The sequence below is a fragment of the Roseofilum sp. SBFL genome, assembly GCF_017746885.1.
Taxonomy (GTDB): domain Bacteria; phylum Cyanobacteriota; class Cyanobacteriia; order Cyanobacteriales; family Desertifilaceae; genus Roseofilum.
Genome location: NZ_JAGHZH010000151.1, coordinates 1 through 25,923 on the forward strand (window position 1 = coordinate 1; position 25,923 = coordinate 25,923).

The following is a 25,923-nucleotide window of genomic DNA, read 5'->3' on the forward strand; positions in this document are numbered from 1 at the left end:
ACTCAATGGTCGCGATCGCATAACTATAGCATCAGGTTAGAGGGTTACTTGCCCAAAAAATCGCTGGATTTTTTCGCCATCTTTTAACGGCTCAAAGCCAAGTGTAGCCTTAGATTCAAGCCTGTTGTCACCCCCTGAGCCCACGAGGACATGGCGAAGCTCTTGCGATTAGAAAGAGAAGGAATTTTTTAATTTTCTTGTTCCATAGGCTTGCTCTAAACTAGACCAGAGATCGTAGTGGAGAGTTCTAGAGCCGCCTATGCAAGTCGTTCCCCAAACACCAGTCCCCCAAGACTCAATATCCCTCGAAACCCTAACCTTAGATGTGACGGGAATGAAGTGTGCCGGATGCGTCCAAGCTGTGGAACGGCAACTGATTCAACAGCCAGGAGTCCGCTCTGCTTGTGTTAATTTAGTGACGGCTGTAGCGGCAGTAGAATATGAGAGTGGCGCGGTTAATGGCACTCAATTGGCTGAAAAGCTGACGGAATCAGGATTTCCCAGCCAACTGCGATCGCCGGAAAACTTCGGAAATTCCTCACTTTCTCCCCAACAGCGGTATCAAGAGGAACTGAAAGCACATCAAAAAGAATTGGCGATCGCCGCCTCTTTATTGCTGTTATCCTTTACCGGCCATGGATTTCACGATTTACCTCTTCTAAGTTCCATGGCGTTTCACTGGGGTTTAGCCACCCTCGCCCTCCTCTTTCCCGGACGAAGCATCATTATCGAAGGGGCGCGGGGATTATGGAACAATAGCCCCAATATGAATAGTTTAGTCGGCTTGGGGGCGATCGCTGCCTACACCACCAGCACCATTGCCCTGCTCTTTCCCCAAACCGGATGGGAATGCTTCTTTGACGAACCGGTGATGCTCCTCGGCTTTATTCTTCTCGGTCGTACCCTAGAAGCCAGAGCCAGAAGCCAAGCCGCCGCCGATCTCAGTGCCCTCTTAGCCCTACAACCCAAACGAGCGCACCTGATTCCCGTCGGTTCAACGCCGGATGAAACCCCCGTTGATATTGCGGCTGAAACCGTGAAAGTGGGGGAATGGTTGCGAGTCTTACCAGGAGAACGCTTTCCCGTGGATGGGCGCGTCGTCGGTGGAGAAACCACGGTCAACGAAAGTATGATTACCGGGGAAGCGATCCCCGTACCCAAGCAGGCGGGAGATTGGGTTAGTGCCGGAACAGTGAATGAGTCGGGACTCGTCACTCTGGAGACTACCCATGTTGGCTCAGATACAACCTTGGGTCAAATTATCCAATGGGTGGAAAATGCCCAAACCCGTAAAGCGCCCATTCAACAACTGGCTGATACGGTAGCCGGTTATTTTGTTTACGGCATTATGACGATCGCCACATTAACCTTTCTCTTCTGGCAACTGTGGGGCGTGCAACTGTGGCCCCATATACTAGCAACTGGGGAAACTGCCTATTCTCCCGTCCTACTGAGCTTAAAATTGGCGATCGCCGTTTTAGTCATTGCTTGTCCCTGTGCCCTAGGGTTAGCCACTCCCACCGCCATCTTAGTCGGTACAGGAATTGGCGCAAAACAAGGCATTCTGATCAAAGGCGGACAAGCTCTACAACAACTCAACGCCATTGACTTAATCAGTTTTGACAAAACCGGAACTCTCACCCAAGGCACTCCCGTAGTCACCGATTGTATCCCCAATCCGGCCCTAGGTTGGAGTAGCGATCTCCTCCTGGGAACTGCGGCAGCCGTTGAACAAGGCACGAACCATCCCCTCGCCCGTGCTATTTTAGACGCAGCCCAAAAGCGGGAATTAATCTTACCTGCGGCGGAAAGTTTCCAAACCCTTGCCGGTTATGGCGTTCATGCCTGGGTGGAGCAACAACAAGTACTGTTGGGAACCCCCGAATGGTTAGCGCAACAAGAGGTTATTTTACCCGCGAATACTGAAGAAATTGACCAACTTGCCCAAGAGGGTAAAACCGTCGTAGCGATCGCCCTCAATGGCCAATGGGCCGGATGGTTAGGGATTATCGATCCCCTGCGTCCCCAAGCAAGGGAAACCCTGGAAACTCTGCGGCAGATGGGCTTAAGCGTGATGATGCTAACCGGCGATCGCCAAGCAACCGCCCACGCCGTGGGGGAAAAACTGGGACTGAGTCAGGACGAAATTCAGGCAGAAGTGAAACCCGAAGCCAAAGCCGAGGCGATCGCTACGTTACAAAAATCTGCCCGCGTCGCTATGGTCGGAGATGGCATCAACGATGCTCCTGCTCTAGCTCAAGCGGATGTGGGCATTGCCCTCCAGAGCGCCACTGAAGTAGCGATGGATACCGCACAACTGGTTTTGATCGGCGATCGGCTCGCCGACATTCCCCACGCGATCACCCTTGGTCGAGACACCTTTAGCAAAATTCGCCAAAACCTCTTTTGGGCCTTTGCCTACAATATCCTTGCCATCCCCCTAGCTGCGGGTGTGTTTCTGCCGCAATTCGGTATTCTCCTCTCTCCAGCGACTGCGGGTGCATTCATGGCCTTTAGCTCCGTCAGTGTCGTCACCAACTCTCTGCTGTTGCGCCGACGTTACCCCACTTGACTCTCTAACCTTCGCCCTAGGGAATGGGGAATGGGCAATAGGCAAGAGGCAATACACAATAGCTTATATTACTACTGTTGGCAGATCCGTTCCCCTACTTCACAATATGACTAGAATCGATTAAAATTGTCACTTTGTTGTACTCATCTGGGGGCTTCCATTCTCCAGTTATTGTACTCATGGTTTCTCTAAAAATACTCCCAATTAGAGTAACTATCTCCATCAAGAGCGTTTAAACTAGAAAAGGAATCCCAAAATCTACGGTTAACAAGGCTTCGTGTCCTTTGCCCCTTCCCTAAAACCTCTTAAATGAGGACTAAACCCTAAGTTATTGATGTTATTGAATAGGTATAATCTAAATAATGACCGAAACTTCTGCCCAATCTAACCAAAATCATCTCCTCATTATTGAAGACGATAAGGGACGGCGAGAATTTACACTCGAAGCCCCAGTTTACTCCATTGGTCGCCATGAACAGAGCGATATTCGCCTATATTCCCAATTCGTCTCTCGTCGCCATGCGACCCTAGTTCGGTTACCCAAAGAAGACGGAAATTACTATTACCGCATCGTTGACGGTAATCTTAAAGGCAAAGGAAGCGCTAACGGGATTATGGTCAATGGTAAAAAAGTCCCCACCCATGACCTCAAGAATGAAGATGAAATTGTCTTCGGTCCCCAAGTAAGAGCTAGTTATTATCTATTAGTCCGGGAAAGCGTGGTCACGACTCCCGCATCAGATGAATTCGATATTACCTTAATTAGCCCCGGTATGATGGGCGAAGAAGATATATAGTCCTACGTACTGGTAATGGGTAATAGGTCATGGGTAATAGGTAACAGGTCATTGGGGATCTTCCCTTACTCCCTACGCCCCACTCCCTACTCCACTACTGGCCATCGGGTTATCCAGGAACTGTATCAATCAACTTCAATTGACTGCTGTCTTGAATTTGCTTGCTAACCTGTTGGAACAGTTGATGACAGTGATTGTCCAGTTGTAAAGGTAGCTCTTCGTTTTTGGCCACTAAGGTCATTTTAATTTCCGTTTCAGTAGCGGTTGTGTTATCAATCAACACTTCCACGGTAACTAATTTGCCAAAAGGGACTTTGCCAGGCTTTTCGCGTCCCATGAGGTACTCGGCTCTATCGTATTGAACCTCAATATTCAAGGATTTGAGAATCTCAATCAACGACTGCCGGAGATTGTTATTGGGAAGCGCTACTGTAAATAAACAAGTGTACCGAGCCATAAAACACTCCGGACGTAAAACACGGATAATTTTAACTATATTATCGAAACTCATCTTACCAGTCATTCCCTCTCTTATTGACACGAGAGAATGAGTGAGGTGGGTACGATCGCCAAAAAACTATGATTGTAGAACCATTAGAGCGTTTTTCCCCTGGGTTGGGCAAGTTAATTGTATTTGAGGGAATTGAGGGTGCAGGAAAAACGACCCAAATCCAGCAAACCTCAGAGTGGCTGAGGTCTTGGCTCTCTCAAGAAGTCCTGATCGCCAGGGAACCCGGAGGTACACCTTTGGGCGAACAGTTACGGGCGGTGTTATTGGGGGATAGTTGGATTTATGATATTCCAGAGTTGTTACTCTATGCAGCCGATCGCGCCCAACATATCCAAGCGTTTATCCAACCTGCACTGAAGGCAGGCAAAATTATTTTATGCGATCGCTTCACCGATTCGACCCTCGCTTATCAGGGCTACGGTCGTGGTTTAAGTTTAGACTTAATCCATCAACTCAATCAAATTGCTACACAAGGTATCCAAAGTGATGTCACCCTATGGTTGGATGTCGATGTGGAAACTGGACTTAAACGAATGCGCCAAAGGGCATCAGCCGATCGCATGGAACAAGAAGATCTGGCCTTTCATCATCGCGTCAAACAGGGCTTTGAGAGTCTGTCCCACACCTATCCAGAGCGCATGATTCGTATTGATGCCAATTTGCCCGAAGATCGGGTACAGGCTCAGATTCGGACTGCCCTTAAAATCAGGATGAACGGTTAATATAGCGCTGTGGGCTAGGGAATGGAGAATGGGGAATGGGGAATGGGGAATAGGGAATAGGGAATAGGGAATGGGGAATGGGGAATAAGTTATTGTAGCTAGGTTTCAGTATTGAGCCGGAGTCCTAACTAACTCTTTCTCTGCTATAGGAGTAAACCATACCAACCTGAAGCTATGGAATGGATACATCATGTTGAAGAAGCTTTTAGTGGCTTCATTGGAATCATTCAACTAGCCTTTGAGATGATCGCTGTGTTTTGCATTCTCCTTGGTTTGGTGCAAACTCTGCGATTAGCGATCCAACTGATGCCTCAAATGAAGCTGATGCCACAAGGGAATTCGGATACTCCTTTTGTACTGCTGCGAATTAAATTGGGGTCTTGGTTGGCGTTGGCGCTGGAGTTTCAGCTAGGGGCGGATATTTTAGCAACAACAGTTGCGCCAAGTTGGGAAAGTTTGGGAAAATTGGGGGCGATCGCCATTATCCGAACATTCCTCAATTATTTCTTGAATCAGGAATTAGTGGAGCAAGTCGAATTACGAGAGAAACTCAATGAGCAAAGCCAGTTACAATCTGGAGAATAGCGATGAATTTCAAGTTTACCGCCTCAAGCCATTAATTCCTAACTTCCTCGGTCATCGATTTGTTGTACAGACACATCGATCGCCTCAACATCAATTGTGCCATCGGGAGTTAAACGCGTAAACTTGCCAGAGACGACTTTCAGGGGTTCCCCACAACCAGGACAGCGCACTTGAGTGTTATTTAACGCCGGAAATGAGGTTTGGCACACGGGACAAGAAGACTCAATCAGATTTCGTTGCAACCACCAGCGCAGAGCAATAAGAAAAATAACAGGAGCGATCGCCAATAGGACAATCAGAATCAGAATCGAATGGACAATCCAGCCCAAACCCACCGATCCTAACAGCCAAATTCCCCCAAAAAGGGCTAACCAAAAGCCAATACCGGATAGGTTAATCTGAAGTTTTTTCCAATCGTTTAAGTTCACGATCGCCTCCTTATGGGGTTGTCTCTTCCTAGGATAATGGCTCAGTTACCCAATTGTCAGTTATGGAGAAGTTGAGCTAACCGTTGGGTAAAGGCTGGTTTTCCAAACCCAGAGAGAGCTTGTTCCCGTAACCAGGAACCGTCACAGCGGCGATCGCCCCCTTGCAGAATTTCGATACATGCCGTTGCCACCGCTTCCGGGTCTCGGTAGGGGACTTGCCACCCCAAACGCCCATCTTCCAGGGGATCGGCGGAACCATCATTATCCCCTGATAATACGGGGACACCGCAAGCCATCGCTTCAAGATATACAATACCAAAGCCTTCTTGGGATGGCATAATATAAGCATCGGCAAGACGATAGTGATCGACAAGAGCCTCATCAGGCACAAAACCAGCGAAGACGATGCGATCGCTCACTCCCAGATCCTCAGCTAATTGCTCTAACCGAGGGCGATCGTCTCCCCGTCCAATCACCAAATACTTCACATCTGAGATAGCGTGAGCAATTTTGGGTAATGCTCGGATAGTCACATCAACCCCTTTATAAATATCTCCACTCCATAACCGAGCAACCGTCATTAACACTTTGGCATTCTCTAGCTGATAAGTTTGCACTAACTCCAGATTTTTAGGCCCTGGGGTAAACACATCCCCATCGATCGCACAGGGGAGCAGCTCAAATTTCTGGCGATCGACTTGATTATTGATACTCGTCCGATCTCGACTATAACGGCTAATCGTCCAAACCCATTCCGCTTTTTGGAGGGCATTGTAATATTTCGGCGCTAAAGGTTCCCACACTTCTTTACCATAGGTTAATACCGTATAAGGAATGCCCAGAGGCTTGCATAACAGTTGTATCAAGTGCGCTAAATACACATGGCCACAAAACACGCGACGAGGCCGTTTTTGGAGTAAATGAAGAAAGAGCGTACTGGCTAAATGAATTCGACCTAACCAAGCTTGTTCTTTTTTGAAGTAATAAAACTTCAGACCCGGTTCACCCTCAAAAGGATTATCACATCCCGCTTTATCTCGCAACAGGTAAACTTCAGCCCTTTGATCGGGGTCTTGAGCGCACAGTTGTGTATAACTGCTGAGAATATCTTTAACATAGGATTGGATACCTCCTTCCAGGCTAAAGATTTCTAAAAAAACAAATATATCCATGGGAATAGGGAATAGGGAATAGGGAATAGGGAATAGGAGATCTCCGTGTTCCCCTATCTCCCTATCTCTCCCTGTTTTAATAACTCCAAATCCTGTTTTACCATTTTCTCAATCAATTGTTCAAAACTCACCTGCGGATGCCATCCTAATTTCGTCTTTGCCTTGGTCGGATTCGCGACCAATTGAAAATGTTCATCTTTTCGTAAAAACTTGGGATTAATCGTGACATGGTCTTCCCAATTTAAATCGACACAAGCAAACGCTGTAGCAACCAAATCCTGAACGCTATGTAGTTTTCCTGTCCCAATTACATATTCTTCTGGTTCATCTGCTTGAAGCATTCGCCACATGGCTTCCACGTGATCGCCAGCATAGCCCCAATCCCGTTTTGCTTCTAAACTTCCCATCTCTAAATTTTCTCTCAAACCCAACTTAATTGAAGCGGCTGCTAAAGACACTTTTCGAGTAACAAAATTTCGGGGTCGGCGAGGAGATTCATGATTATATAAAATTCCACTACAGGCAAATAAACCATATCGTTGCCGATGATGTACCATAGTCCAATGGGCATGAAGTTTAGCCGCTGCATAGGGATTTTTGGGTCGAAATGCGGTTTCTTCATCCTGGGGAGAACACTGCACATCGCCAAACATTTCCGAACTACTGGCCTGATAAAATCGGGTATCTAAATCTCCTTTACGCACAGCATCGAGTAAGCGCGTTGCGGTTCCGGTTACTAAGTCTAAAGTGCCTAACGGATCGTTCCAAGAATCTGGGACAAAACTAGGGGCAGCTAGATTATAAATTTCATCTGGATGCTTGGCTTCAACCATTTCAATCAAAGCCTCACTATCCGTTAATTCTACAGGATAAATCTCGATCCGTTCTGCTAACTCTCCTAGTTTAGAAACATTTTTTTTGCGTTGAGGAGAGACTAACCCGACTACATGATATCCTTTTCCTAAGAGTAGCTGACTCAAGTAATAACCGTCTTGACCTGTCACTCCTGTAATGATTGCTGTTTTGGTCATGGGATAGTTGGTAAAGTGTGTTTCTATTTTTATGTTAAGTCATCTCTGGGGGATTGAACTAGGATAGGGGATTGCGAAGGGCGCAAAGCCCAATGAAGAGATCGCTTCGAGATCTGTTCAGAAATTTAGTAAAATTCTACCGAATAATCAGTATTTTTGTTTCACTTGGAGTTGTGCAATTCGATCGCACAACTCCATTCGTTGCTAGACTCTGTAGAAACCCCCATTGACAGATCCTTCATGAGTCATAATCAGGGCAAAAACCTATCTTTGTTTCAGTTTGAAGCTGATTTTGTGCAAGACCTGCGCTGTATTCCTATGCAGGTACGGATGAAATTGGATACTTGTGGCGTGAAACTGAAGTTAACCCATTGGCATCAATTGACGGTAGAGGAGAGAGAAGAGCTGATGGCTTTACCTTGTGAGACTCTAGAGGAACAGCAAACCTATCGGGAACAGTTGCGAGAGTTGGTCTTCGCGAAAACGGGGGGATTTCCCAAGGATCTGGCGATCGATCCCGATCGCCCTTGGATGGATGCAACAGTTATACCCACAGTTGTAGTGGAAAAGGCGGAGAGTGTGACGGTTAATTTGACTCTGGAGCAATGGTCAAAACTGACTCCAGCCCAGCGTTTTGCCTTAATTAAACTGAGTCGCCCCAGTCATGAAAATCACAATTTTGTCCCTGCATTGAGGGAATTTCAGATTTTGCCATGAGCCAGGATTTGTTTGTGGAGTTGAAGGGGGAAGGGTTCCCGATATTGTGTTTACATGGCCATCCAGGGACAAGTGGCTCCCTGTCCGTATTTACCGATCGCCTCTCTCAAAGGTTTTGGACGTTGGCCCCAGATTTGCGCGGTTATGGTCGTTCCCAGGTACGAAAAGAGTTTGAGTTAACCGATCATTTGGCCGATCTTGAGGCGCTTCTAGGACGGTTGGGAATTGACTCATTTTTGCTCTTGGGATGGTCTTTGGGGGGTATTTTGGCCCTGGAGTTGGCTTTGAGACATCCGCAACGGGTGAAGGGGCTAATTCTGATTGCTACAGCAGCTCGACCCCGTGGGAATCATCCTCCAGTCAATTGGAAGGATTATCTGTATACGGGGATAGCAGTACTGTTGAATGGGATCAAGCCAGGATGGGAGTGGAATATTGAGCAGTTTGGGAGGCGATCGCTCTTTCGCACCTTAATCCGACAACATACCCCCCAAGCCTATCGCTATTTAGCTCAGGAGGGCACAAGAGCCTATCTCTCGACTTCTCGGGCCGCCCATCAAGCCTTGAATCGGGCCCTGAGAAAGCGCTACGATCGCCGAGATGCTCTCGCTCAGATTCAATGCCCAGCTTTAGTTTTAGCTGGGTCACATGATTGTCATATTACAGCCGATTCCAGTTGGGAAACCGCACAAGCTCTATCCAAGAGTCAATGGCACTGTTATCTACAAACTGCCCATTTGTTCCCTTGGGAAGTCCCTAACCTGGTTTTAGCCGATATTGACCATTGGTTAGACTCTCAGGCCTGGTAATGGGTAATGGGTAATTTTGAAACCCGGCTTTCCCTATTCCCTATAATTCCCTATGGCCTCCTGCCGATTACCGATTTCCCCCAAGTCTCCAGAAATAGTAAGGGCTTCAGGCTTACACTGTTTAATCAGGGTACTGATGCCTTCAGCAGCTTCAGCTTTGAGATCCTCTTCATAACCGTGTTGGGCTTCTTCCGCTTCTTCTATGCTCTGAAAGGGGCCAAAGTAGTAAGTACAAGAGGGTGTTTGGGTTTTGATTTCAATCCAGTAGGCGAAACCAAGGAAGTTTTGGGTATTCACTAACAAATCTTGGACGTTATTCATTGACTAGCCTGCCTATTGACTTTGCCGATGGACAATAAAGTTGAGCGGACGATATTGAGCGATGGTCATATTTCTTTACATTTTGTTATACATGGTTCAATTTATTTTGGCAATTGCTCTGACCAGAAATATCCAAAGGGGTAGTCCACCGTTGCCGGTAGATTTCATAAAGGCTCATTCCAGCAGCAACAGAAGCATTGAGGCTGGGGGTATTACCTGGGAGAGGGATAGAAATGAGAAAATCACAATGGCGCTGGGTTAGTAAATTTAGCCCACTGCCTTCTGAACCAATGACGAGGGCGATCGCCCCAGAAAAGTTAACTTTAGGGAGAGCTTCTCCTGATTCGGCAACAGTTCCATAAATCCAAAATCCAGATGCCTTCAATTCTTCCAAGGCCCTAGCTAGATTGACAACCCTAGAAACCAGGAAAGATTCTAAAGATCCGGCTGCAACTTTAACCACGGTGGAGGTGATCCCCACAGCTCGCCGTTGGGGGATCACGAGACCCTGAGATCCCAAGGCTTCAGCCGTGCGAATCATTGCCCCTAGGTTATGGGGATCGGTAATTCCATCAGCAATAACTAAGACCGGATTGGGGCTTTGTTCTTTGGCTCTGGTAATCAGATCGGATAACTCTATATATTGATAAGGAGCCACCTGAACGGCAACTCCTTGGTGATTTCCCCGCTCTGTAATTTGGTCGAGTCGGCGATAGTCTACCTCATCAATGACGGTTCCGTTCGCTTTAGCCTGGTTGAGGAGGGTATGAAATCGAGAATCATACCTCATTTTGGCTGTAATCCAGACACGATTGATATGCCGTTCTCCTTTAAGGACGGCGAGTACTGGATGGAGACCATAGATTAGGTCGGGGTTCGAGTCCTCCACAACTTCTGGCGATCGCTCTTGGGGTGACTCTTGGGGAGTTTCTACCGCAGACGGGCGATGCTTGAGTACAGGTTTGGGTTTGCCTTTGAGTTGAGGACGTGAAAAACGTCTCCCCTCGGATTTCCGTTGAGGACGGGGTTTATGGAATGCTGCCATAGGATTAATCGTATCTAAAGGTGTAGTTTGCCCGATCGCTTTTTCGGCTGTCTGTCGAACAGGACACATTTTTAGTTATTCATCAAGATTAAGCATCCCCAATAACTGATGCAATCGAGAGGGGTCGCTTAAATAGAGATAACCAATGAGGGTTTCTAAGCTAGTCGCTTGTTGATAAATTTGGGGGTCTAAGCGTCGGGGGGAACGATGGACACTATTGCGACCCCGCCTAACCATATCTAACTCTTCTGGACTTAAGTAGGGAATTAGGGTTTGTAGATATTGAGCTTGCTGTTCAGCGCGAACCTGTTGGACAACCGCTTGATGATAGAGTGGCGATTTCTTGGGAGGCATTAGATAATAAGTCCGCATGTACAACTCATATACAGCATCCCCCACATAGGCTAAAGCCGCTGGCGATAATCGTTGCAAGTCGATAGGATCGGGAACTATCGATCGCGGGTCGAGTACCACTAAGTGCCCCCACCACAATTAAAATAGGAAGCTATCCAGTAAAAGGACTGGATAGCTCGGTTAAGACCTATCCTGGTCATCAGTTCTTCGTATTTTCAAGGGCTTGGTCAATCGTGTCACACACCGATAGGAACTTTTCTAGTCGAACCAGTTTTACAGTTTGCAATACACGAGCATTGGCAACCACTTGTAGACTTCCTTCTTCAGTCTGAGCTTTTTTCACCAATTGGACTAAAGCTCCTAACCCAGAACTATCCACAAAATCAATCTTAGACAGGTCTAGGATAATGTGCTTTGGCCCTTCATCAATACATTTACCGATGACCTTACGAAATGCGGGTTCAGAAAATGCATCTAATAAACCCGTGAGGCGAAAAATTTGTGCATTACCGCTGACGCTGCGTGTGCCTCTTAAACTAACAGTCAGGGTGAGTGGTTCAGCCTTAATTCTACCCTCCTTTGATTTCAGATCAAATCAACGAATTTTTAGGGGTAAACCCCATGAAAGGACTATTCAAGATTGGACAGTCGGAGATCTAGATTAACATTTCTGATGTCCCTTATGCCATAGTTTCCAGGGAACTTAGGCCGCGCGGTAATTTTCCATGGCCTGAATAAAGTTTTCAAACAGATAATCAGCATCATGGGGGCCAGGACTTGCTTCTGGGTGATACTGAACCGAGAAGATTGGCAGTTCTTTATGGCGCAGTCCGGCGATGGTTTTGTCGTTTAAGTTCAGATGGGTGACTTCTACTTGGGGATCGAGAGATTCCCCACTAATGGCAAATCCATGGTTTTGGCTGGTAATCTCCACTTTTTGCGATAGTCCAGCGGGTTGATTGAGACCTCGATGACCAAATTTGAGTTTATAGGTTTGCGCTCCCAGGGAGAGTCCCAGAATTTGGTGACCCATACAAATGCCAAACATGGGTTTTCCAGCCGTGAGTAGCTGTTTGGCCGTTTCAACGCCTTCAGTCACCGCAGAAGGGTCTCCTGGCCCATTGGACAAGAAGATACCATCGGGGTTATGGCGAAGGATTTCTTCAGAGGGAGTATTAGCCGGAACCACAATGACACGGCAACCATAGCTGGCTAACCGACGCAAGATATTCCGTTTGACTCCAAAATCGATCGCCACTACGGTATATTTTTGTGTATTATCTTTAATGCCTTCGGGGTTGAATTCCCAGAGATCTGGCGTGGTGTCTGACCATTCGTAGGTGGAAGCGGTGGTCACTTCACGAACTAGGTTCAGTCCGTTCATGTTGGGGGCTTGTTTGACTTTTTCGAGCAGTTGGTTCCGATCGAGAATTTCGGTGGAGATGCCCCCATTCATGGATCCAAAGCCCCGGAGCTTGCGGGTTAGAGAACGGGTGTCGATACCGTAAATACCGATAATATTATGTTGTTTAAGATAGTCGGGTAGGGATTCCGTGGAGCGCCAATTACTGGGCACACTGCAAATGTTGCGAGCGATCGCTCCTTTGACGTAGGGGCGATCGGATTCTTCGTCATCTAAGTTAACCCCAGTGTTGCCCAATTCCGGATAAGTAAATGTTACAATTTGGCCACAGTAACTGGGATCGGTGAGGACTTCTTGATAGCCTGTCATTCCCGTATTGAACACAACTTCTCCGAGGGTGGTTCCAGTTGCACCGAAAGACCAACCGCGATAGGCTGTGCCATCAGCAAGGACGAGGAGGGCGGGTTGAGCATCTTTGAGTGGCATAGGCATCAAGCAGGATTAAGAACGCTGGTTATTATCGCACAGGGGAAAAGGAAGCTATGGTTTTTTTAGATTGTTTTTGCCAATGAATACTCAGATCGGGTTAGAACCGGTGAAAGGCTTAATTGTATTAGGAATGGCAGTCGGGATCGTAGCCTGTGGGCGATCGCCCGTTGAGGGGTCCGATCCGCCAACCCCAGAAGTCCCCCAGGCGATTGTCTCCCCTTCCCCTTCTCCCTCGGCAGCCCCCTCTCCAGTTGTCCAAGATCAAAAAACCCTACAACGAGCCTTAGATAAAGCCTATGGTGCAGCCAGTATCGCCCAGTCTGCCGCATCTCCAGGGGATTGGCAGTTAGTGACACGGCAATGGCAACAGGCGATCGCGCTTCTCCAACACATCTCACCCCAAAGTCCCCACTATGCCCTAGCTCAACAAAAAATCAATGAATATCAGAAAAACCTGACTTACGCTCAAAACCAAAGTCAAAACGCTTCCCCAGCGCCTGCTCCCACCCCCCAAATTATTGCGGTTAAACCTGTCACCCCCGTTCAACCGGTTCGACGCAGACCCTATTCTGCTCAACCGGGCAGCATTCAAACTCCCATTAAGCGCCGAGAGGGAGGAACACCAGTGATTGATGTGGTGTTTAATCAGACCCAAAGCTTTGAAATGATCGTTGATACGGGAGCAACAGGAGTAGTGATTACCCAAAAGATGGCCCAATCCCTGAATATTCCTCTCATCGGGTCTGCAAAAATGGATACTGCGAGTGCCAAAGGAGTTACAGTCCCCATTGGTTTGGTCGAATCTATTGCCGTTAAAAGTTTAGTTGTGCAGAATTTACCCGTGGTTATTGCCGGTTCCCAGTTGGACATTGGCTTACTCGGCCATGACTTTTTTGGCGATTATGACCTGATTATCCGCCAAGACCAGATTGTCTTTCAACCGAGGTAATTAACGATTATTAAGTGTTAATGATGTAGTTTTGTCCATAATTCCTCCTTAATCCGATTTAAAATAGAACTCTCATCTAAACCTGATAAAATGCGGCTAACGACTGCTTTTGGCCCATCCGGGCCCCAAGATGCGTCATTGGCTAAATATTCTTTGGTCACTTGGCCAATGCCATAGGAAGATAGGGCAGAAATGGCTGCTTGACTGATAGCGACAGATAAATAGGGTGCTAAGGCAACTCCTCCCGTCACGGGAGTCGCTAAACCGAGTAAACCTTTGAGACTACTGAGTCCCAGGTTGGCGAATAGTTCTCCGGCGCTAATACCTCCCATGGCGATCGCAATTTTTTGGAGTAAATTCAAGGCCCCTTGTTGGGTCATCTGTATACCATAGAGCTTAGATAAATTCAGGATCATCACCACATCAACGATCGCTGCACTGAGTAAATCGATCGCCGTAACCGGATTTAGGGCGATGGCTAATCCCTTGACCCTCACGGAATTCCAGATGATTTGATTCCCCTTCCCCTCACGAATTTCCATCTTTCGTTGAACTAACCGCTCATTCACCGTATCGGCGTAGAGCATGGTATTTAACGCGACTAAAGACTTGCCTTCGCGATCGAGCAATTCCAAAATCTTCAGTTTCAAATCCTCCACTTGCGGTTCTCCCCGCACCAGTTTCACCCCCAAACTGCCATCCGGCTGTAGTACCCCTTCCGGAACCAACGGACAAGCAGCCGCCATCACAATTTCCTCTGGGGACAACAACTCCTTTACCCGTTCGTCGCGAATTTTTTCATAAATCATCATCCGGTCAGTATCCGGATATTGATCGATCTTATTAAACACCAGCAAAATCGGCTTACTCTCGGCTCGCAAGAGAGACAAAGCTTCGTATTCTACCTGGGTCATATCCCCAGCAATCACGAATAAAATTAAGTCTGACTGCTTCGCCACCTCGCGAGCAAGAGCCGCTCGCTGCTGACCATTGACCTCATCAATTCCTGGCGTATCTATGAGCTTAATTTGAGCCTGTCCTTGATGGCCAATGGTCACCCGTACTAACTCTGACTCCTGTTGATCGCAAACTTCCCAGGACGCTCCATGAATAGCGCGAGTCACTCCATGGATAGGGCCGGTTTCAAACACTCGATCTCCTAACAGTGCATTCAGCACTGAAGATTTACCCCGTCCCACCAAACCAAATACGGCAATTTGTACCCGACTTTGTTCTAACTTGTCGAGCATTCCTTGTAAATCTTCAATTTCTGCTTCTAGACCCGACCGTTCTGAATGGCTCAAATCCAAATTTGAGACCAAGGATTGTAAAGATTCCGTGGCCTGTTTATAGTTTAATTCCGCTTGAATATCGGCGAAGCTAAGAACGGTTTGTTCCAGTTCTTGCTCAAAATCTGCTGCACTCATGGATCAATTAAAAATAAAAAATTAATTCCCTAAACTCGCCCCTACCAGTTAATTATTTCGGCTACCGCCGACCTGAAAATTGTTAATTTTTAATCAATCCCCGCATCCTTGTACGATGGATCAAAAGACACCTCTAGCCCTAAACTCTGTAGTGCAAATGTTCCCGAATCTTGGGTATAAGATTGAAAAGACCACTGCTGTTTTCCATGGCAACGGAAAATATCTACTCGCTGCTGTTTTGTGTTCACTAGCACATATTCTTCCCACGTCTCCAAGGTTTGATAATCATTAAATTTATCCCCGCGATCGAATCCTTCTGTACTGGGAGATAACACCTCCACAATTAATTTAGGAAATTGCTTATACACCGAAGTTTCCCGATCCCTCGGATCGCCAGCAACCATTAAATCGGGATAATAAAACCGATTCTGTTTTTCTATCTGTGCCTTTACATCGTTGAAATAGACCTGACAATCCGTTCCTCGTACATGATTGCGGAGCAACATATACAAATTACCACCAATAATATTATGGCTATCAGTACCTCCTGACATGGCATACATTTGACCATCAATATATTCATGTCTGATGGTATTCTGTTCTTCGATTTCCAGATACTCTTCTGGGCTGATAAAATCGGATTTAGGGCGCGCAACCATACGTTTTTATAGATTTTCCATGGCTTGGATGACCTGACTCCATTTTAGACGAACGGATATCTACAACCCCAAACTAACCAGGAGAAATGGTATTGGGGAGCTGCATGAGAGCGCTTTGCGATGTTATGGGGTACGATACCGAATCCTCAAAGTCATGTAGTACAATCCTATTCCTTATTCCCCATTCCCTAGCGCTTTGCGCTAGTAAGTGTACGCTTGCAGATCGGGCTATCTTTTTGGGCGATCGCCCAATCCCTCAGTTTAACGGATGATCGAGAGATCGACTTTACCGAAGTTGGTACTTAGGGCGACATTCATATGTTCTAGAGCATGAACCAACCAAGAAACAGTAGACTTCGTGGAGTTTTCATAGTGGTTATAGAGGATAGCGAGGCGCTTTTCTAAGTAGGGTTTGACTTTACGGCAGACTAGGACAATTTTGAGCAATAGTCCAATGGTGGCTGTGGGACCGTTATTGGAGAGGAGGTCAATAAAGGTATAGTGTTGGGGGTTCTGTTGACCCTGAACTACCATGAAGTTTAAAAGTTGACTACAAGTACGGATCGTGAGGAAGTCACTTGGTTTTTGATCGTCGCTTTGGGGGAGGGTATTACTGAGATGCTCGTAGAGTTGTTTATTAAACTTCCGTTGACCATAGCTGGATTCGATGGAGCTTGAGAGATATTCATAAAGACTATCTTTGTACTCTCTGAATGTTCTCACTTGATGGGTATGGGTGATAAAGGATTGAGCTAAGTCTTGGTGAGTATACGATCCTTCAACTTTACCAATATAGTGTTTGAGTGCGCCGACTAATTCGCGATCGCTCAATAGAGTAGGATTTTCTTCCGGTTTGACCAGTCGTTTGGCCTTTTCTGGGGAACATAGGCGCAGCATCTGGCTTTGCCGAACTCGATAGGTGACATACTGGGACAGGTTTTTCTCAAACTTTTGTTGCATTTGAGTTTGAACTTGTCTGACAGTATTTTGTTGCTCTGAACTACTTTGGTCGCTTAACATGCAGTGGGAATAGAGGTAGGGATAGCGGTGAATAAGCTGTTTGAGAGGAACCCGATCCCCTGCTGGCTTGGGTGTGGCGCTAAAGACTTCCGCTAACCGAGAGAGCGTTACATATTGTTCTGTGTTTGTAAAGTCTTGAACTAAAGAGCGCAGACGATGAACGGAGCGCATTTGGGTCAATCCACCATTGAGACCCTTGCGGCTACGATCGAATAGGTGGACTAAATCTGGAATGCTATTTTGATGTTGGGGATAGGTTCGCCACTGGTTAATTAGAATATGACAACAGCGGTTAATGACAAATTTAAAGTCCTCTTCTGCCCCTTTAGCCGAGGTTAGGGCATTTAAGGCAGCTACTACTTCTTGATTATCGTATCCGAGTCCATGGATAAATAGTTGCTGGAATCGATCGACGAGTTGCTCGGGGGTTTCTGCTTGGACACATTCGAGGAGATGCTCATAGATCACCTGTTCTTGAGCAATTCGGTTGGATTTGTTATAAGTAGTGTTCGTTCGCCTGTTCATTGTACATCCCCCTAGATTTGAATATATATATGGGGGTTATCCCCTTTCGTGCTTTACTCAATACGATCGAGACCTTGACCCTATAGGTTTATCTATTCTATTTCAGTATATGGATGGTTTCCAGTTAAGGTCTGGGCACCCTATGTTTTTCTTATCCGTAAATTATATAACTTTTATTATTCCCTATTTTCCCCCTGAATGGGGTCACCCTGCATCCGTTAATTCTGGGAATTTTGAGAGGGAGTTTGTCTGCTCCAGATCGGGATAAACCCTGATAAATCGCTGCATTTGAGCGATCGAATGATAGTCTCAAAATTATCCTCCTCTATAATTTACCTGCAATTGAGAGAATTTTTTTTAAAGTTTTGGTAAAGCACCTCCTTTTGATCCGAGTTTTCTGTAAAGCTTCAGTGAATTTATGAGGTATCCTGGAAATTAAGACTTCAGCAATGAAGGACAGCAAAGTATATTGGTTAGAGGAATAGTTAGGTCATCATGACATTTCAGGTCACCCTTGCCCAGTTAATTGATGTTCTAGGGGCTACGGTCATCCATGAGCCACAATTAGACCAGACGTTAGAAGTGACGAGTATTTCGACTGATACTCGTTCTCTGGTTCCTGGATCGGTTTTCGTGGCTTTGCGAGGGGAAACCTTTAATGGTCATGATTTTGTTGATCGGGCGATCGCCAAAGGCGCGGTTGCCTCTATTGTCGATACTCTGGTTCCCGATGGGGGTCTTCAACTACAAGTTGAAGATACATTGGTTGCTTATCAAACTGTAGGCAGTTGGTGGAGAAGGACGTTCGATATTCCAGTGATTGCGGTCACTGGATCTTGTGGCAAAACTACCACAAAAGAATTAATTGCGGCTGTTTTAGCCCACCTCAAAGGAAGTAATCGTACCAAAAAAATTCTCAAAACGCAAAAAAATTTTAATAACGAGATAGGGGTGCCAAAAACACTCTTGGAATTATCAGGGACTCATAACTATGCGGTGCTGGAAATGGCTATGCGGGGGCGGCGGCAAATTGCCTTGCTTTCAGAGTTGGCCCAGCCGACGATTGGGGTAATTGTGAATGTGGGAACTGCTCATATTGGTCTGCTGGGGTCAGAACAGGCGATCGCCGAAGCGAAATGTGAGTTACTCGAAAAAATGCCGAAAGACTCAGTAGCAATTTTAAATGCTGATAATGAGAGATTACTGGCAACGGCGGATCGAGTGTGGTCGGGTCAAACCCTGACCTATGGATTGAGTGCAGGGGACTGTCAGGGAAAATTGATCGATACAGAAACCTTGGAGTTAGAAGGAGTACGCTTACCCTTACCGCTTCCGGGCCGTCATAATGCATCTAATTATCTGGCCGCGATCGCCGTGGCTAAGGTTTTAGGGTTAGACTGGAAACCACTACAAGCCGGATTATCTGTAACTTTACCAAGCGGGCGATCGGGACGCTATGTTTTACCGAATGATATCGTCCTGCTTGATGAAACCTATAATGCGGGCATAGAATCGATGAAAGCCGCCTTAGAGTTATTGGATCAAACTCCAGGATACCGCCACATCGCCGTCTTGGGAGCCATGAAAGAATTAGGCGAGAATTCCTTTGAATATCATCGCCAACTGGGAGAATGGGCAGAACAACTGCCATCCTTAGATGGAGTAATGGTTTTGCAAGATGACGAAGATGTAGAAGGTATTGACGAAGGTATCCGCGAGATTCCCTGTGAAGTCTACACGACCCATGAACGGGTCATTGAACGGCTTAAAGTCCTCATGCAACCGGGCGATCGCATTTTATTTAAAGCATCCCATTCTGTAGGTTTGGATCGGGTAGTGAAAGCGATCTTAGAACATTACGGATTAGACAATCCTGAACCCTCATAGACCCCATCAAGCTGATTATTTTGGGGAATAACTTGCCGATCGACTATCCTCTCACATTGCTGAAAAACATAGTTGATGGCAGCAAAAAGTTGATCTAAGTCTTGAATCGTATAAAATGTCTTATTTTCTATAAAACGATTCCGTCTGAGCTTCCCAAACTTCCAGACTTCTCCATTAGAAGTGATTCCAAAAACTTCTTGATCCGAGTCTTCATTCATTTTCTGTGCGGCAAGCATTTCTGCTAGATATTGGCCCCATCCTTGGTTAAAGTCATCTTTTTTTGCTTCCACAATCACAAAATACGGGCGGTCAAATACCCGTTTTCCCAAAGGAGACTTTTGAGCTAAGATATATTCTGGGATTCCAGATAATGAATCTTCATAGCGAAGGGTTTGATGGCTCCAGAGAATAAACTTACTCCGGTACTGTTTCCAAATTTCTTGCAAAATCGGAGCAATGATGGATTCACAGATAGCGTATTCTGAATTATCCACCACACCATCTTCTAGAAGAATACCTAAATGTTCCCGGAAGTATGGCGAGATTTTAAAAGGGGTTTCAATAATGAAATTGGATTGATTTTGGATAATCTCAAATTCTTTAAGAACCGCACTCAAGTCTTTATAAGCACTAAAAGGCATATTTAATGGTGACCTCAGAAAATCATTTTAATTCCACCTTCCTGCATTTACTTAAACTTATTTTGCAATTGTGCCACCACAACTTTCCCCTCCATTTTTTCTCCTTTTTCTAATTGTTCAATTCCAACAACAACTTTTTTGTGAGTATCTTCAATCCATCTTTCATATTCTCGATCTTGTTTTTCTAATAATTGCAAAGCTTTCTTAATTAGCTCTTGACTATTCAGATACTTTCCTTTATTGATTTGAGATTCAATGAATTGCTTTTGTTCCGGACTTAAAATGATATTCATGACAACAATTTACTCGTTCAATCAAAAGAGATCTAGTGAAAATCATATCTATCATTCAACCGATACAACATACAGCGCTTTGCGCTGCTATGAGGGACAGTATTGAATCCTTAAAGCCATATACCACAACCCTATTCCCTATTCCCTATTACCTATTCCCTAGCGCAAAGCGCTATATTCACTAAATCTAGTATAGATCAAGTCAAGAAAGACTACTGCCTAGGAGAAATAAACTTAACAGGGTATTTCCATTCCATAAACTATGGAGGAGAATGGGCGCGAGTAAGTTGCCGGAACGGGTATAAACTATTCCCATAATTATACCTAAGGTGGCGAGGGGAATGATTTCTGATAGACTCAGGTGAGCGATCGCAAAAACAAACCCACTCAACGTAATCGCCAACCAGACTGGAACATAGCGGGTGAGGGATGGAAGCAGGAAACCGCGAAACATAATTTCTTCAAATACCGGTGCAGCAACAGATGCGGTAAAAGCGAAACAGGCGATCGCAACCCAATCATTCCCTTGCAGCGCTAACGGTAAAATTGGATTGCTACCCCCTTGACCTTGCCATAGAATTTGATTGATTAAAGACACCAATAATACCACGGGAATAGCAATCAAAAATCCCCCTATTCCCCACACTATACCTGACGCTTTAATATCAAACTTAAACCAGTTTTGTGGTAGGGGTTTAAAGGGATTCACCGCCACATATAAAATCCCTAATGCTCCAGCACTGCTCACCAAATAGGACATTAAAATAATAAGGGCATCGGCGCGAACTCCACTGCCACGAGTAAAGGAAAATAGACTTAAGAATTCCCGGAAAATGACCGGCGAAATCAATTGGCCAATGAAGAAAAATCCCGCTACTAAGACTAACAAGATAGTATCCCAATTCCAGGGAACTTCTGTAACCCCCTGATTTTGAGATAACCAAGACTCTTTTCGTTGAACGATCCATTGCAGTACGACTAGCACCAATAAGGCAGTTCCTAAGAATATTCCCACTGACTGCAACCCAGCCACAATCAGCAGTTTACGAATCCCTTGAAACGCGATCTCCTGTTGCTGAGTCTCCAGCTCCCTTAAGGCTAATTCGTCACCCTGGATCTCATACAGTCGTGATAATGCCTGATAACGAAACCATCCCGATAACTCCAGATCCAACATCAATGGTGCCTCTGAGAGAATCTGGGGCGAATCTTCCCATAACCCGATTAAAGCCTGTGCTGTATCTCCGGTAAAAGATTGGGGATCATCGGCTAATTTTTGCCATAATTGCAAAGCTTCTGGCACTCGATCTGCCTGGGTTTTTAAAAGACCCAAATTAAGATTAATCTTTTCTAAACTCTCTTGTGTAGAGGCGATCGCCTGTTTTAGGAGGGTCTCCTGAGTCAGATTTGCTACCGGTTGCTGGTTTAACTCGGTGAGTTGCTGGCGCGTTTTCTCCAGATGATTTTGGCTATCTTTTTGAGCATCTTCATATTGGGAGATCGCCGTTGACACCGGTTCAACCCCGATCAGCGTTTGACGCAACACCCCTTGGGCTTGGGGGGTTAAATTTTCCCCCTTCCACACAGACGAATTCAGGAGTAAATTGGTCTGATAGAGTTCTAACTGACCTTGAAACTGGGGTTGGCTCCAACTGTTATACAAAAAGAGGGTGATCAGGCTAAGGGCGATCGCCGTTAAGAACAATAGCCCAATTTGCTTAATGGTTAGAGGTTGCTTTTCAGAGGTCATAGAACACTTCTAGGTGGGATGGCAAGATCCCATTGTACCGGAGTATTCTAGACATCCTGAATCGAAACCAAGCTATTCTATAAACAATAAGCTTGGGGAGTAATCAGCGGATGAGAGAGCGTATCCAGCAATTAATCGATAACCTGAATCAAGCGATCGTCGGTAAAAACGATCCAATTCGTCTTGTACTTGTAGCCCTTTTATCTGGAGGTCATGCCCTTTTAGAAGATGTTCCTGGAGTGGGAAAAACCTTACTGGCTAAATCCTTAGCTCGTTCCATTGATGGTAAGTTTCAACGGATTCAATGTACCCCCGATCTGCTCCCTAGTGATATTACTGGAACCAATATCTGGAACCCGAATACGGGGGAATTTAAGTTTATGTCAGGGCCGATTTTTGCCAATGTGCTGCTCACCGACGAGATTAACCGCGCCACTCCCCGTACCCAGTCAGCGCTTTTGGAAGTAATGGAAGAACAGCAGGTAACTGTGGATGGAGTTTCCCATACTCTAGAGTCTCCCTTTTTTGTGATTGCGACGCAAAACCCGGTGGAATATCAAGGCACATTTCCCTTACCGGAGGCGCAAATGGATCGGTTTGCGTTGTCGTTTTCTCTGGGTTATCCCACGGAATCGGAAGAGTTAAAGATGTTGCAACAACATTCAGGCTCAAAACCGGTCGATCACCTGAAACCTTGTATTTCTCTGGCGGAAGTAAAGACACTGCAAAATGAGTGTTTGCAAGTGAAGGTGGAAGTGCCCTTACAGCAATATATTGTGGATTTAGTGCGCGCAACCCGCGAGGATGAAGAGATTACGTTAGGAGTCAGTCCCAGGGGAGCAATTTCTTTACAACGAGCAACGCAAGCTCTAGCCTTCCTAGAAAATCGCGATTATGTCACCCCTGATGATGTCAAGTTTTTGGCTCCTCATGTCCTGTGCCATCGTATGATTCCGACTGGAGGACGACAAGCAAGGGTGATTATCGAGCGGTTGTTGCGATCGGTTCCCACCGGGACTTAAATCAAGAAAATAGGGTTTCTGCTATTGTTAATGAAGATTCAGAAACCCTATCCTTGTTAATTATTAATTGTTAATTAGAATTGACGGCGTTTGCGACTAGCTAACAAACCGACTAAGCCCAGAGAGAAAAGGGACAAGGTAGCGGGTTCAGGAACGGGAACTGAGGGATTTCCTTCCACCAGTTTAATTTGATAGGCAAGGTTAGAATTCTTTGGTTTCGTTGCTCCCCAAGTCATGGTCGATTGTCCAGTTAGGGTAAAGTCACCCACAATATTGCCGATGTGAAGGTAGTCGGCATCATTGTATCCACAACCGACTCCTCCAGAACAGGAGGCACTGGAGAAATCTCCAATACTTGATGACATGGTTGCATCGCTCAAGAATAAGTTATTGACTACCATGCTAGTTCCTTCTTTGCGAGCGGCTGTGCGGATGTAGAGGTCGGAAAAATTGTCCTCGAAGATCTCAGTTTTACTCAGTTCAATACCAGCTACTGTATAAGTAAGGGTATTGAGCGCACTGTCAAAAACCAAGGAAAAATCAACGGCTTCACCACTCACCCAGTTGTCGTAGTTGGCTTGAACCCGATTTTGGGCACTGTTGGTATGGTCATGAATATTAAGTTCATGGTCTCCTACGCGACCAATACGGCTTTCGGCTGCCCAGGGAATGTCTAAACCTAAAGCGTCAAATTCTGCCCCGTTCAGATGGCCACCGATGGTGAAGGCTTGGGCGGCGCTAGTCATTGCCATTACACTTAAGGTGGTAGTAGTGGCGATCGCAGCAAAGACTTGAGTAGATTTCATCGTTATTTCTCCTGGGTAGGGCATCTTTAGGGGTTTGAATAAGATTAAGTGCATGTCATATGCCTAATTTAAGCTGCCAGTTCCTCGGATGACTAGCTTAAATCCCCTTCTTTACCAACTCTTCACAGGGGTATGAAGATTGGGAAAAGTACGGATCGACGATCTGGCTCAATTGAATTAATGTTAAGATGACGAGCAATATTTGGCGATCGCCTAATCCAAATTTTCCCTGCCTCTACAAGGTACTCCAACCTCATTAATCCTTTTTTTCATGACTTTTCCATTCTTGAGACTTCAAAAGTTGAATCTTTGGCTGGCTCTGTTGCTAGTTGTGTCCCCGATTTTAGGAACCTTAACTCAAGTCAAATCTAGCTTGGCGGCAGTCAATGCCTATTGTCAGTTATCCGATCGAGAGCGGCAAGAAAAAGAACAGGTCCGTCAAGCAGCCCTGAGTGGAAATCCAGAAGCACAAAGGCGCTATCAAGCTCTGATTCAACAACATACTGCTCAACTGCAAAATTGTCGCAATCGCACTTGGCCCCAAACTCAGGCTATTTGGCTACGGCTCTATCCCTGCGATCTATTTAACGGGAATTTGGATCGGGTGATGGATGAGATTGTTAATAAGGGATATAACGAAGTCTATGTTGAGGTATTTTATGATAGCCAAGTCCTCTTACCGGTCAATGATAACCCCACACCTTGGCCCTCTGTCGTTCGGCTTCAAGGACAAGAAAAGGCGGATTTGTTAGCCTTAGCGATTCAGAAAGCCAGACAAAGGGGATTACGAGTTTATGCCTGGTTGTTTTCGATGAATTTTGGGTATAACTATAGTCTGCTTGGCGATCGCCAACAAGTCCTGGCCCGCAATGGCAATAATGATACCAGTCTCTCCGTCCACGATCAAAAAGATACCAGTTATGATGTGACTGGAGGCGACACAGAGAATGTGTTTATCGATCCCTACCATCCCCAAGCCAAACGAGACTATTATTACTTAGTTAATTCCATCCTCAAACGCCAACCTGATGGAATGCTATTTGATTATATTCGCTATCCTCGGCTCACTGGCCCCGCTTCGGTGGCGACAAAAGTCCAAGATTTATGGATTTATGGCCCCGCATCTCAACAGTCCCTCTATCAACGAGCCACCAATAACAAAGGTCGGGACTTAATTCAAGCCTATATCAGCAAGGGGTATATTACCATCGACGATATTCAAGCTGCCAATCGCCGCCATCCCCAAGAAGGTCAACCCCTCTGGCAGGGTCGCCAAGTACCCCAAACCTCCCTCAGTTTAGGGCAACAGCAGAATCGTCTCCAACAGGAATTGTGGTTCCTCACTGTTGCCCATGCTCTGCAAGGGGTCATCGACTTTCTCGCTCTCGCTAGTGCCCCGGCTCAACGCCAAGGGTTACCCACTGGAGCGGTCTTTTTCCCGGATGCCAACAAAGTCGTTGGCAAAGGTTATGATTCCCGATTGCAACCTTGGGATCGATTCCCAGCTTCTATGGAATGGCATCCCATGTCCTATGGCGTTTGTGGAGGAACTGAATGTATTACGGAACAAGTGGAGCGAGTCTTGAGTATGGCCACTCAAGAGGTGCAAGTGAAGCCCGTCTTAGCAGGACAATGGGGGGAAACCTACAGAAATCGACCCTCTTTAGAAGCTCAGATGCGCGACCTTCAACGCTGGCAGGGCCGCATTTCAGCCATTAGCCATTTTGCCTTTTCTTGGCAAGAACCGCAGATTGATCGCCAACGGCGTTCTTGTCGCCCTCAGTAATATAGCGCTGCGCGCTAGGGAATAGGGAATAGGGAATAGGGAATAGGTGATGGTAGCTAGGTTTCACTCTTGAACCATGTCCTCACCAACTCTTTCTCTGCTATACCCCTCTTTTGTCACTCTGCCGAAAGAGGGCTAGAATAAGAGGGAAGGTAAAGAGCTGAAGAGTAGAGTAGACGATGGATGGAGAGTTAACACTTCGGAAACATGTAGCTCGCTCTGCCGAAGCAACGATTTTGTTG

Annotated in this window: 26 protein-coding genes; 10 read left to right on the plus strand and 16 right to left on the minus strand. The window is 46.0% G+C overall.

The features are described 5' to 3' along the window. Nucleotides 1–259 precede the first annotated feature (259 nt). Together J7545_RS15940 and J7545_RS15945 are read left to right on the plus strand one after the other, a co-directional pair. Nucleotides 260–2,572 carry a heavy metal translocating P-type ATPase gene (locus tag J7545_RS15940; RefSeq protein ID WP_318719851.1) on the plus strand — a complete coding sequence of 771 codons (2,313 nt, stop codon included), beginning with the start codon at nt 260–262 and terminating at the stop codon, nt 2,570–2,572. A gap of 362 nt (nt 2,573–2,934) precedes the next feature. Continuing rightward, nucleotides 2,935–3,369, plus strand: a complete 435-nt coding sequence (locus tag J7545_RS15945) for an FHA domain-containing protein (protein ID WP_318700500.1) — start codon at nt 2,935–2,937, stop codon at nt 3,367–3,369. 109 nt (nt 3,370–3,478) lie between these two features. On the opposite strand, the gene J7545_RS15950 is transcribed toward J7545_RS15945, so the two are convergent. Then, nucleotides 3,479–3,892, minus strand: coding sequence for a hypothetical protein (locus tag J7545_RS15950; protein WP_313898632.1), 414 nt, complete (start codon nt 3,890–3,892; stop codon nt 3,479–3,481). Nucleotides 3,893–3,948: 56 nt separating this feature from the next. Between J7545_RS15950 and tmk the strand changes: the two genes are divergently transcribed. Then, a complete protein-coding gene (tmk, locus tag J7545_RS15955) occupies nt 3,949–4,602 on the plus strand; it encodes a dTMP kinase (protein ID WP_318700501.1) in 654 nt (217 codons plus the stop codon). A 174-nt stretch (nt 4,603–4,776) separates the two neighbouring features. Beyond that, nucleotides 4,777–5,187, plus strand: a complete 411-nt coding sequence (locus tag J7545_RS15960; RefSeq protein WP_318700502.1) for a DUF1622 domain-containing protein — start codon at nt 4,777–4,779, stop codon at nt 5,185–5,187. Between the two features lie 38 nt (nt 5,188–5,225). On the opposite strand, the gene J7545_RS15965 is transcribed toward J7545_RS15960, so the two are convergent. Genes J7545_RS15965 through J7545_RS15975 form a run of 3 tightly spaced genes read right to left on the minus strand, consistent with a single transcriptional unit; the run spans nt 5,226 to nt 7,818 of the window. Beyond that, nucleotides 5,226–5,615 (minus strand): hypothetical protein, encoded by a 390-nt coding sequence (locus tag J7545_RS15965; protein WP_318700503.1) that lies wholly within the window; start codon nt 5,613–5,615, stop codon nt 5,226–5,228. 56 nt (nt 5,616–5,671) lie between these two features. Further along, nucleotides 5,672–6,787, minus strand: coding sequence for a glycosyltransferase (locus J7545_RS15970; protein ID WP_318700504.1), 1,116 nt, complete (start codon nt 6,785–6,787; stop codon nt 5,672–5,674). Nucleotides 6,788–6,840: 53 nt separating this feature from the next. After that, complete coding sequence (locus J7545_RS15975) at nt 6,841–7,818, minus strand: GDP-mannose 4,6-dehydratase (protein ID WP_318700505.1); 978 nt, start codon at nt 7,816–7,818, stop codon at nt 6,841–6,843. A 240-nt stretch (nt 7,819–8,058) separates the two neighbouring features. Here J7545_RS15975 and J7545_RS15980 point away from each other — a divergent pair, with 240 nt between their 5' ends. Together J7545_RS15980 and J7545_RS15985 are read left to right on the plus strand one after the other, a co-directional pair. Next, nucleotides 8,059–8,535 carry a nitrate reductase associated protein gene (locus tag J7545_RS15980; RefSeq protein WP_318700506.1) on the plus strand — a complete coding sequence of 159 codons (477 nt, stop codon included), beginning with the start codon at nt 8,059–8,061 and terminating at the stop codon, nt 8,533–8,535. Beyond that, nucleotides 8,532–9,344, plus strand: a complete 813-nt coding sequence (locus J7545_RS15985) for an alpha/beta hydrolase (protein WP_318700507.1) — start codon at nt 8,532–8,534, stop codon at nt 9,342–9,344. The genes J7545_RS15980 and J7545_RS15985 overlap by 4 nt, the downstream gene beginning before the upstream one ends. 33 nt (nt 9,345–9,377) lie before the next feature. On the opposite strand, the gene J7545_RS15990 is transcribed toward J7545_RS15985, so the two are convergent. The 5 genes from J7545_RS15990 to carA all read right to left on the minus strand — a co-directional run bounded on the left by J7545_RS15990 (nt 9,378) and on the right by carA (nt 12,913). Beyond that, on the minus strand, nt 9,378–9,665 hold the full coding sequence (locus tag J7545_RS15990) for a DUF1816 domain-containing protein (RefSeq protein ID WP_318700508.1): 288 nt from the start codon (nt 9,663–9,665) through the stop codon (nt 9,378–9,380). A gap of 85 nt (nt 9,666–9,750) precedes the next feature. Further along, nucleotides 9,751–10,710 (minus strand): 23S rRNA (guanosine(2251)-2'-O)-methyltransferase RlmB, encoded by a 960-nt coding sequence (rlmB, locus tag J7545_RS15995; protein ID WP_413038635.1) that lies wholly within the window; start codon nt 10,708–10,710, stop codon nt 9,751–9,753. A 75-nt stretch (nt 10,711–10,785) separates the two neighbouring features. Beyond that, nucleotides 10,786–11,184 (minus strand): Mini-ribonuclease 3, encoded by a 399-nt coding sequence (locus J7545_RS16000; RefSeq protein WP_318700510.1) that lies wholly within the window; start codon nt 11,182–11,184, stop codon nt 10,786–10,788. Between the two features lie 79 nt (nt 11,185–11,263). Beyond that, nucleotides 11,264–11,653 carry an STAS domain-containing protein gene (locus tag J7545_RS16005; RefSeq protein ID WP_318700523.1) on the minus strand — a complete coding sequence of 130 codons (390 nt, stop codon included), beginning with the start codon at nt 11,651–11,653 and terminating at the stop codon, nt 11,264–11,266. A gap of 114 nt (nt 11,654–11,767) precedes the next feature. Then, nucleotides 11,768–12,913, minus strand: a complete 1,146-nt coding sequence (carA, locus tag J7545_RS16010; protein WP_318700511.1) for a glutamine-hydrolyzing carbamoyl-phosphate synthase small subunit — start codon at nt 12,911–12,913, stop codon at nt 11,768–11,770. A gap of 82 nt (nt 12,914–12,995) precedes the next feature. On the opposite strand from carA, the gene J7545_RS16015 reads away from it, so the two are divergent. After that, nucleotides 12,996–13,865 (plus strand): retropepsin-like aspartic protease, encoded by an 870-nt coding sequence (locus J7545_RS16015; protein WP_318700512.1) that lies wholly within the window; start codon nt 12,996–12,998, stop codon nt 13,863–13,865. A 17-nt stretch (nt 13,866–13,882) separates the two neighbouring features. Here the strand turns inward: J7545_RS16015 and J7545_RS16020 are convergent, their stop codons facing one another. The 3 genes from J7545_RS16020 to J7545_RS16030 all read right to left on the minus strand — a co-directional run bounded on the left by J7545_RS16020 (nt 13,883) and on the right by J7545_RS16030 (nt 17,496). Then, nucleotides 13,883–15,292: a GTP-binding protein gene (locus J7545_RS16020; protein WP_318700513.1), complete on the minus strand. Its 1,410-nt coding sequence runs from the start codon at nt 15,290–15,292 to the stop codon at nt 13,883–13,885. 89 nt (nt 15,293–15,381) lie between these two features. After that, nucleotides 15,382–15,951 (minus strand): Uma2 family endonuclease, encoded by a 570-nt coding sequence (locus J7545_RS16025; RefSeq protein ID WP_318700514.1) that lies wholly within the window; start codon nt 15,949–15,951, stop codon nt 15,382–15,384. 261 nt (nt 15,952–16,212) lie between these two features. After that, nucleotides 16,213–17,496, minus strand: a complete 1,284-nt coding sequence (locus tag J7545_RS16030) for a hypothetical protein (protein ID WP_318700515.1) — start codon at nt 17,494–17,496, stop codon at nt 16,213–16,215. Between the two features lie 495 nt (nt 17,497–17,991). On the opposite strand from J7545_RS16030, the gene J7545_RS16035 reads away from it, so the two are divergent. Further along, nucleotides 17,992–19,383 carry a UDP-N-acetylmuramoyl-tripeptide--D-alanyl-D-alanine ligase gene (locus J7545_RS16035; RefSeq protein ID WP_318700516.1) on the plus strand — a complete coding sequence of 464 codons (1,392 nt, stop codon included), beginning with the start codon at nt 17,992–17,994 and terminating at the stop codon, nt 19,381–19,383. Here J7545_RS16035 and J7545_RS16040 read toward each other — a convergent pair. From J7545_RS16040 to J7545_RS16050, 3 genes are all read right to left on the minus strand, one after another. After that, complete coding sequence (locus tag J7545_RS16040; protein WP_318700517.1) at nt 19,353–20,024, minus strand: hypothetical protein; 672 nt, start codon at nt 20,022–20,024, stop codon at nt 19,353–19,355. The genes J7545_RS16035 and J7545_RS16040 overlap by 31 nt on opposite strands. Nucleotides 20,025–20,071: 47 nt before the next feature. Then, complete coding sequence (locus J7545_RS16045; protein ID WP_318700518.1) at nt 20,072–20,317, minus strand: type II toxin-antitoxin system ParD family antitoxin; 246 nt, start codon at nt 20,315–20,317, stop codon at nt 20,072–20,074. Between the two features lie 202 nt (nt 20,318–20,519). Then, nucleotides 20,520–22,067 (minus strand): type II CAAX endopeptidase family protein, encoded by a 1,548-nt coding sequence (locus J7545_RS16050; protein WP_318700519.1) that lies wholly within the window; start codon nt 22,065–22,067, stop codon nt 20,520–20,522. A gap of 110 nt (nt 22,068–22,177) precedes the next feature. On the opposite strand from J7545_RS16050, the gene J7545_RS16055 reads away from it, so the two are divergent. Then, nucleotides 22,178–23,089 (plus strand): MoxR family ATPase, encoded by a 912-nt coding sequence (locus J7545_RS16055; protein ID WP_318700520.1) that lies wholly within the window; start codon nt 22,178–22,180, stop codon nt 23,087–23,089. 74 nt (nt 23,090–23,163) lie between these two features. Here the strand turns inward: J7545_RS16055 and J7545_RS16060 are convergent, their stop codons facing one another. Continuing rightward, nucleotides 23,164–23,895: a PEP-CTERM sorting domain-containing protein gene (locus J7545_RS16060; protein ID WP_318700521.1), complete on the minus strand. Its 732-nt coding sequence runs from the start codon at nt 23,893–23,895 to the stop codon at nt 23,164–23,166. Between the two features lie 271 nt (nt 23,896–24,166). Between J7545_RS16060 and J7545_RS16065 the strand changes: the two genes are divergently transcribed. Next, complete coding sequence (locus tag J7545_RS16065) at nt 24,167–25,681, plus strand: family 10 glycosylhydrolase (RefSeq protein ID WP_318700522.1); 1,515 nt, start codon at nt 24,167–24,169, stop codon at nt 25,679–25,681. Nucleotides 25,682–25,923 lie beyond the last annotated feature (242 nt).

Coding starts and splice junctions, on each gene's coding strand:
- J7545_RS16050 (WP_318700519.1), bottom strand. CDS start 22,067: ATGACCTCTGAAAAGCAACCTCTAACCATTAAGCAAATTGGGCTATTG.
- J7545_RS16045 (WP_318700518.1), bottom strand. CDS start 20,317: ATGAATATCATTTTAAGTCCGGAACAAAAGCAATTCATTGAATCTCAA.
- J7545_RS16060 (WP_318700521.1), bottom strand. CDS start 23,895: ATGAAATCTACTCAAGTCTTTGCTGCGATCGCCACTACTACCACCTTA.
- J7545_RS16040 (WP_318700517.1), bottom strand. CDS start 20,024: ATGCCTTTTAGTGCTTATAAAGACTTGAGTGCGGTTCTTAAAGAATTT.
- J7545_RS15940 (WP_318719851.1), top strand. CDS start 260: ATGCAAGTCGTTCCCCAAACACCAGTCCCCCAAGACTCAATATCCCTC.
- tmk (WP_318700501.1), top strand. CDS start 3,949: ATGATTGTAGAACCATTAGAGCGTTTTTCCCCTGGGTTGGGCAAGTTA.
- J7545_RS16030 (WP_318700515.1), bottom strand. CDS start 17,496: ATGAACAGGCGAACGAACACTACTTATAACAAATCCAACCGAATTGCT.
- J7545_RS16020 (WP_318700513.1), bottom strand. CDS start 15,292: ATGAGTGCAGCAGATTTTGAGCAAGAACTGGAACAAACCGTTCTTAGC.
- J7545_RS15945 (WP_318700500.1), top strand. CDS start 2,935: ATGACCGAAACTTCTGCCCAATCTAACCAAAATCATCTCCTCATTATT.
- J7545_RS16035 (WP_318700516.1), top strand. CDS start 17,992: ATGACATTTCAGGTCACCCTTGCCCAGTTAATTGATGTTCTAGGGGCT.
- J7545_RS15970 (WP_318700504.1), bottom strand. CDS start 6,787: ATGGATATATTTGTTTTTTTAGAAATCTTTAGCCTGGAAGGAGGTATC.
- J7545_RS16015 (WP_318700512.1), top strand. CDS start 12,996: ATGAATACTCAGATCGGGTTAGAACCGGTGAAAGGCTTAATTGTATTA.
- J7545_RS15960 (WP_318700502.1), top strand. CDS start 4,777: ATGGAATGGATACATCATGTTGAAGAAGCTTTTAGTGGCTTCATTGGA.
- J7545_RS15985 (WP_318700507.1), top strand. CDS start 8,532: ATGAGCCAGGATTTGTTTGTGGAGTTGAAGGGGGAAGGGTTCCCGATA.
- J7545_RS16065 (WP_318700522.1), top strand. CDS start 24,167: ATGACTTTTCCATTCTTGAGACTTCAAAAGTTGAATCTTTGGCTGGCT.
- rlmB (WP_413038635.1), bottom strand. CDS start 10,710: ATGGCAGCATTCCATAAACCCCGTCCTCAACGGAAATCCGAGGGGAGA.
- J7545_RS15950 (WP_313898632.1), bottom strand. CDS start 3,892: ATGACTGGTAAGATGAGTTTCGATAATATAGTTAAAATTATCCGTGTT.
- J7545_RS16025 (WP_318700514.1), bottom strand. CDS start 15,951: ATGGTTGCGCGCCCTAAATCCGATTTTATCAGCCCAGAAGAGTATCTG.
- J7545_RS15980 (WP_318700506.1), top strand. CDS start 8,059: ATGAGTCATAATCAGGGCAAAAACCTATCTTTGTTTCAGTTTGAAGCT.
- J7545_RS15975 (WP_318700505.1), bottom strand. CDS start 7,818: ATGACCAAAACAGCAATCATTACAGGAGTGACAGGTCAAGACGGTTAT.
- J7545_RS15990 (WP_318700508.1), bottom strand. CDS start 9,665: ATGAATAACGTCCAAGATTTGTTAGTGAATACCCAAAACTTCCTTGGT.
- J7545_RS16055 (WP_318700520.1), top strand. CDS start 22,178: ATGAGAGAGCGTATCCAGCAATTAATCGATAACCTGAATCAAGCGATC.
- carA (WP_318700511.1), bottom strand. CDS start 12,913: ATGCCACTCAAAGATGCTCAACCCGCCCTCCTCGTCCTTGCTGATGGC.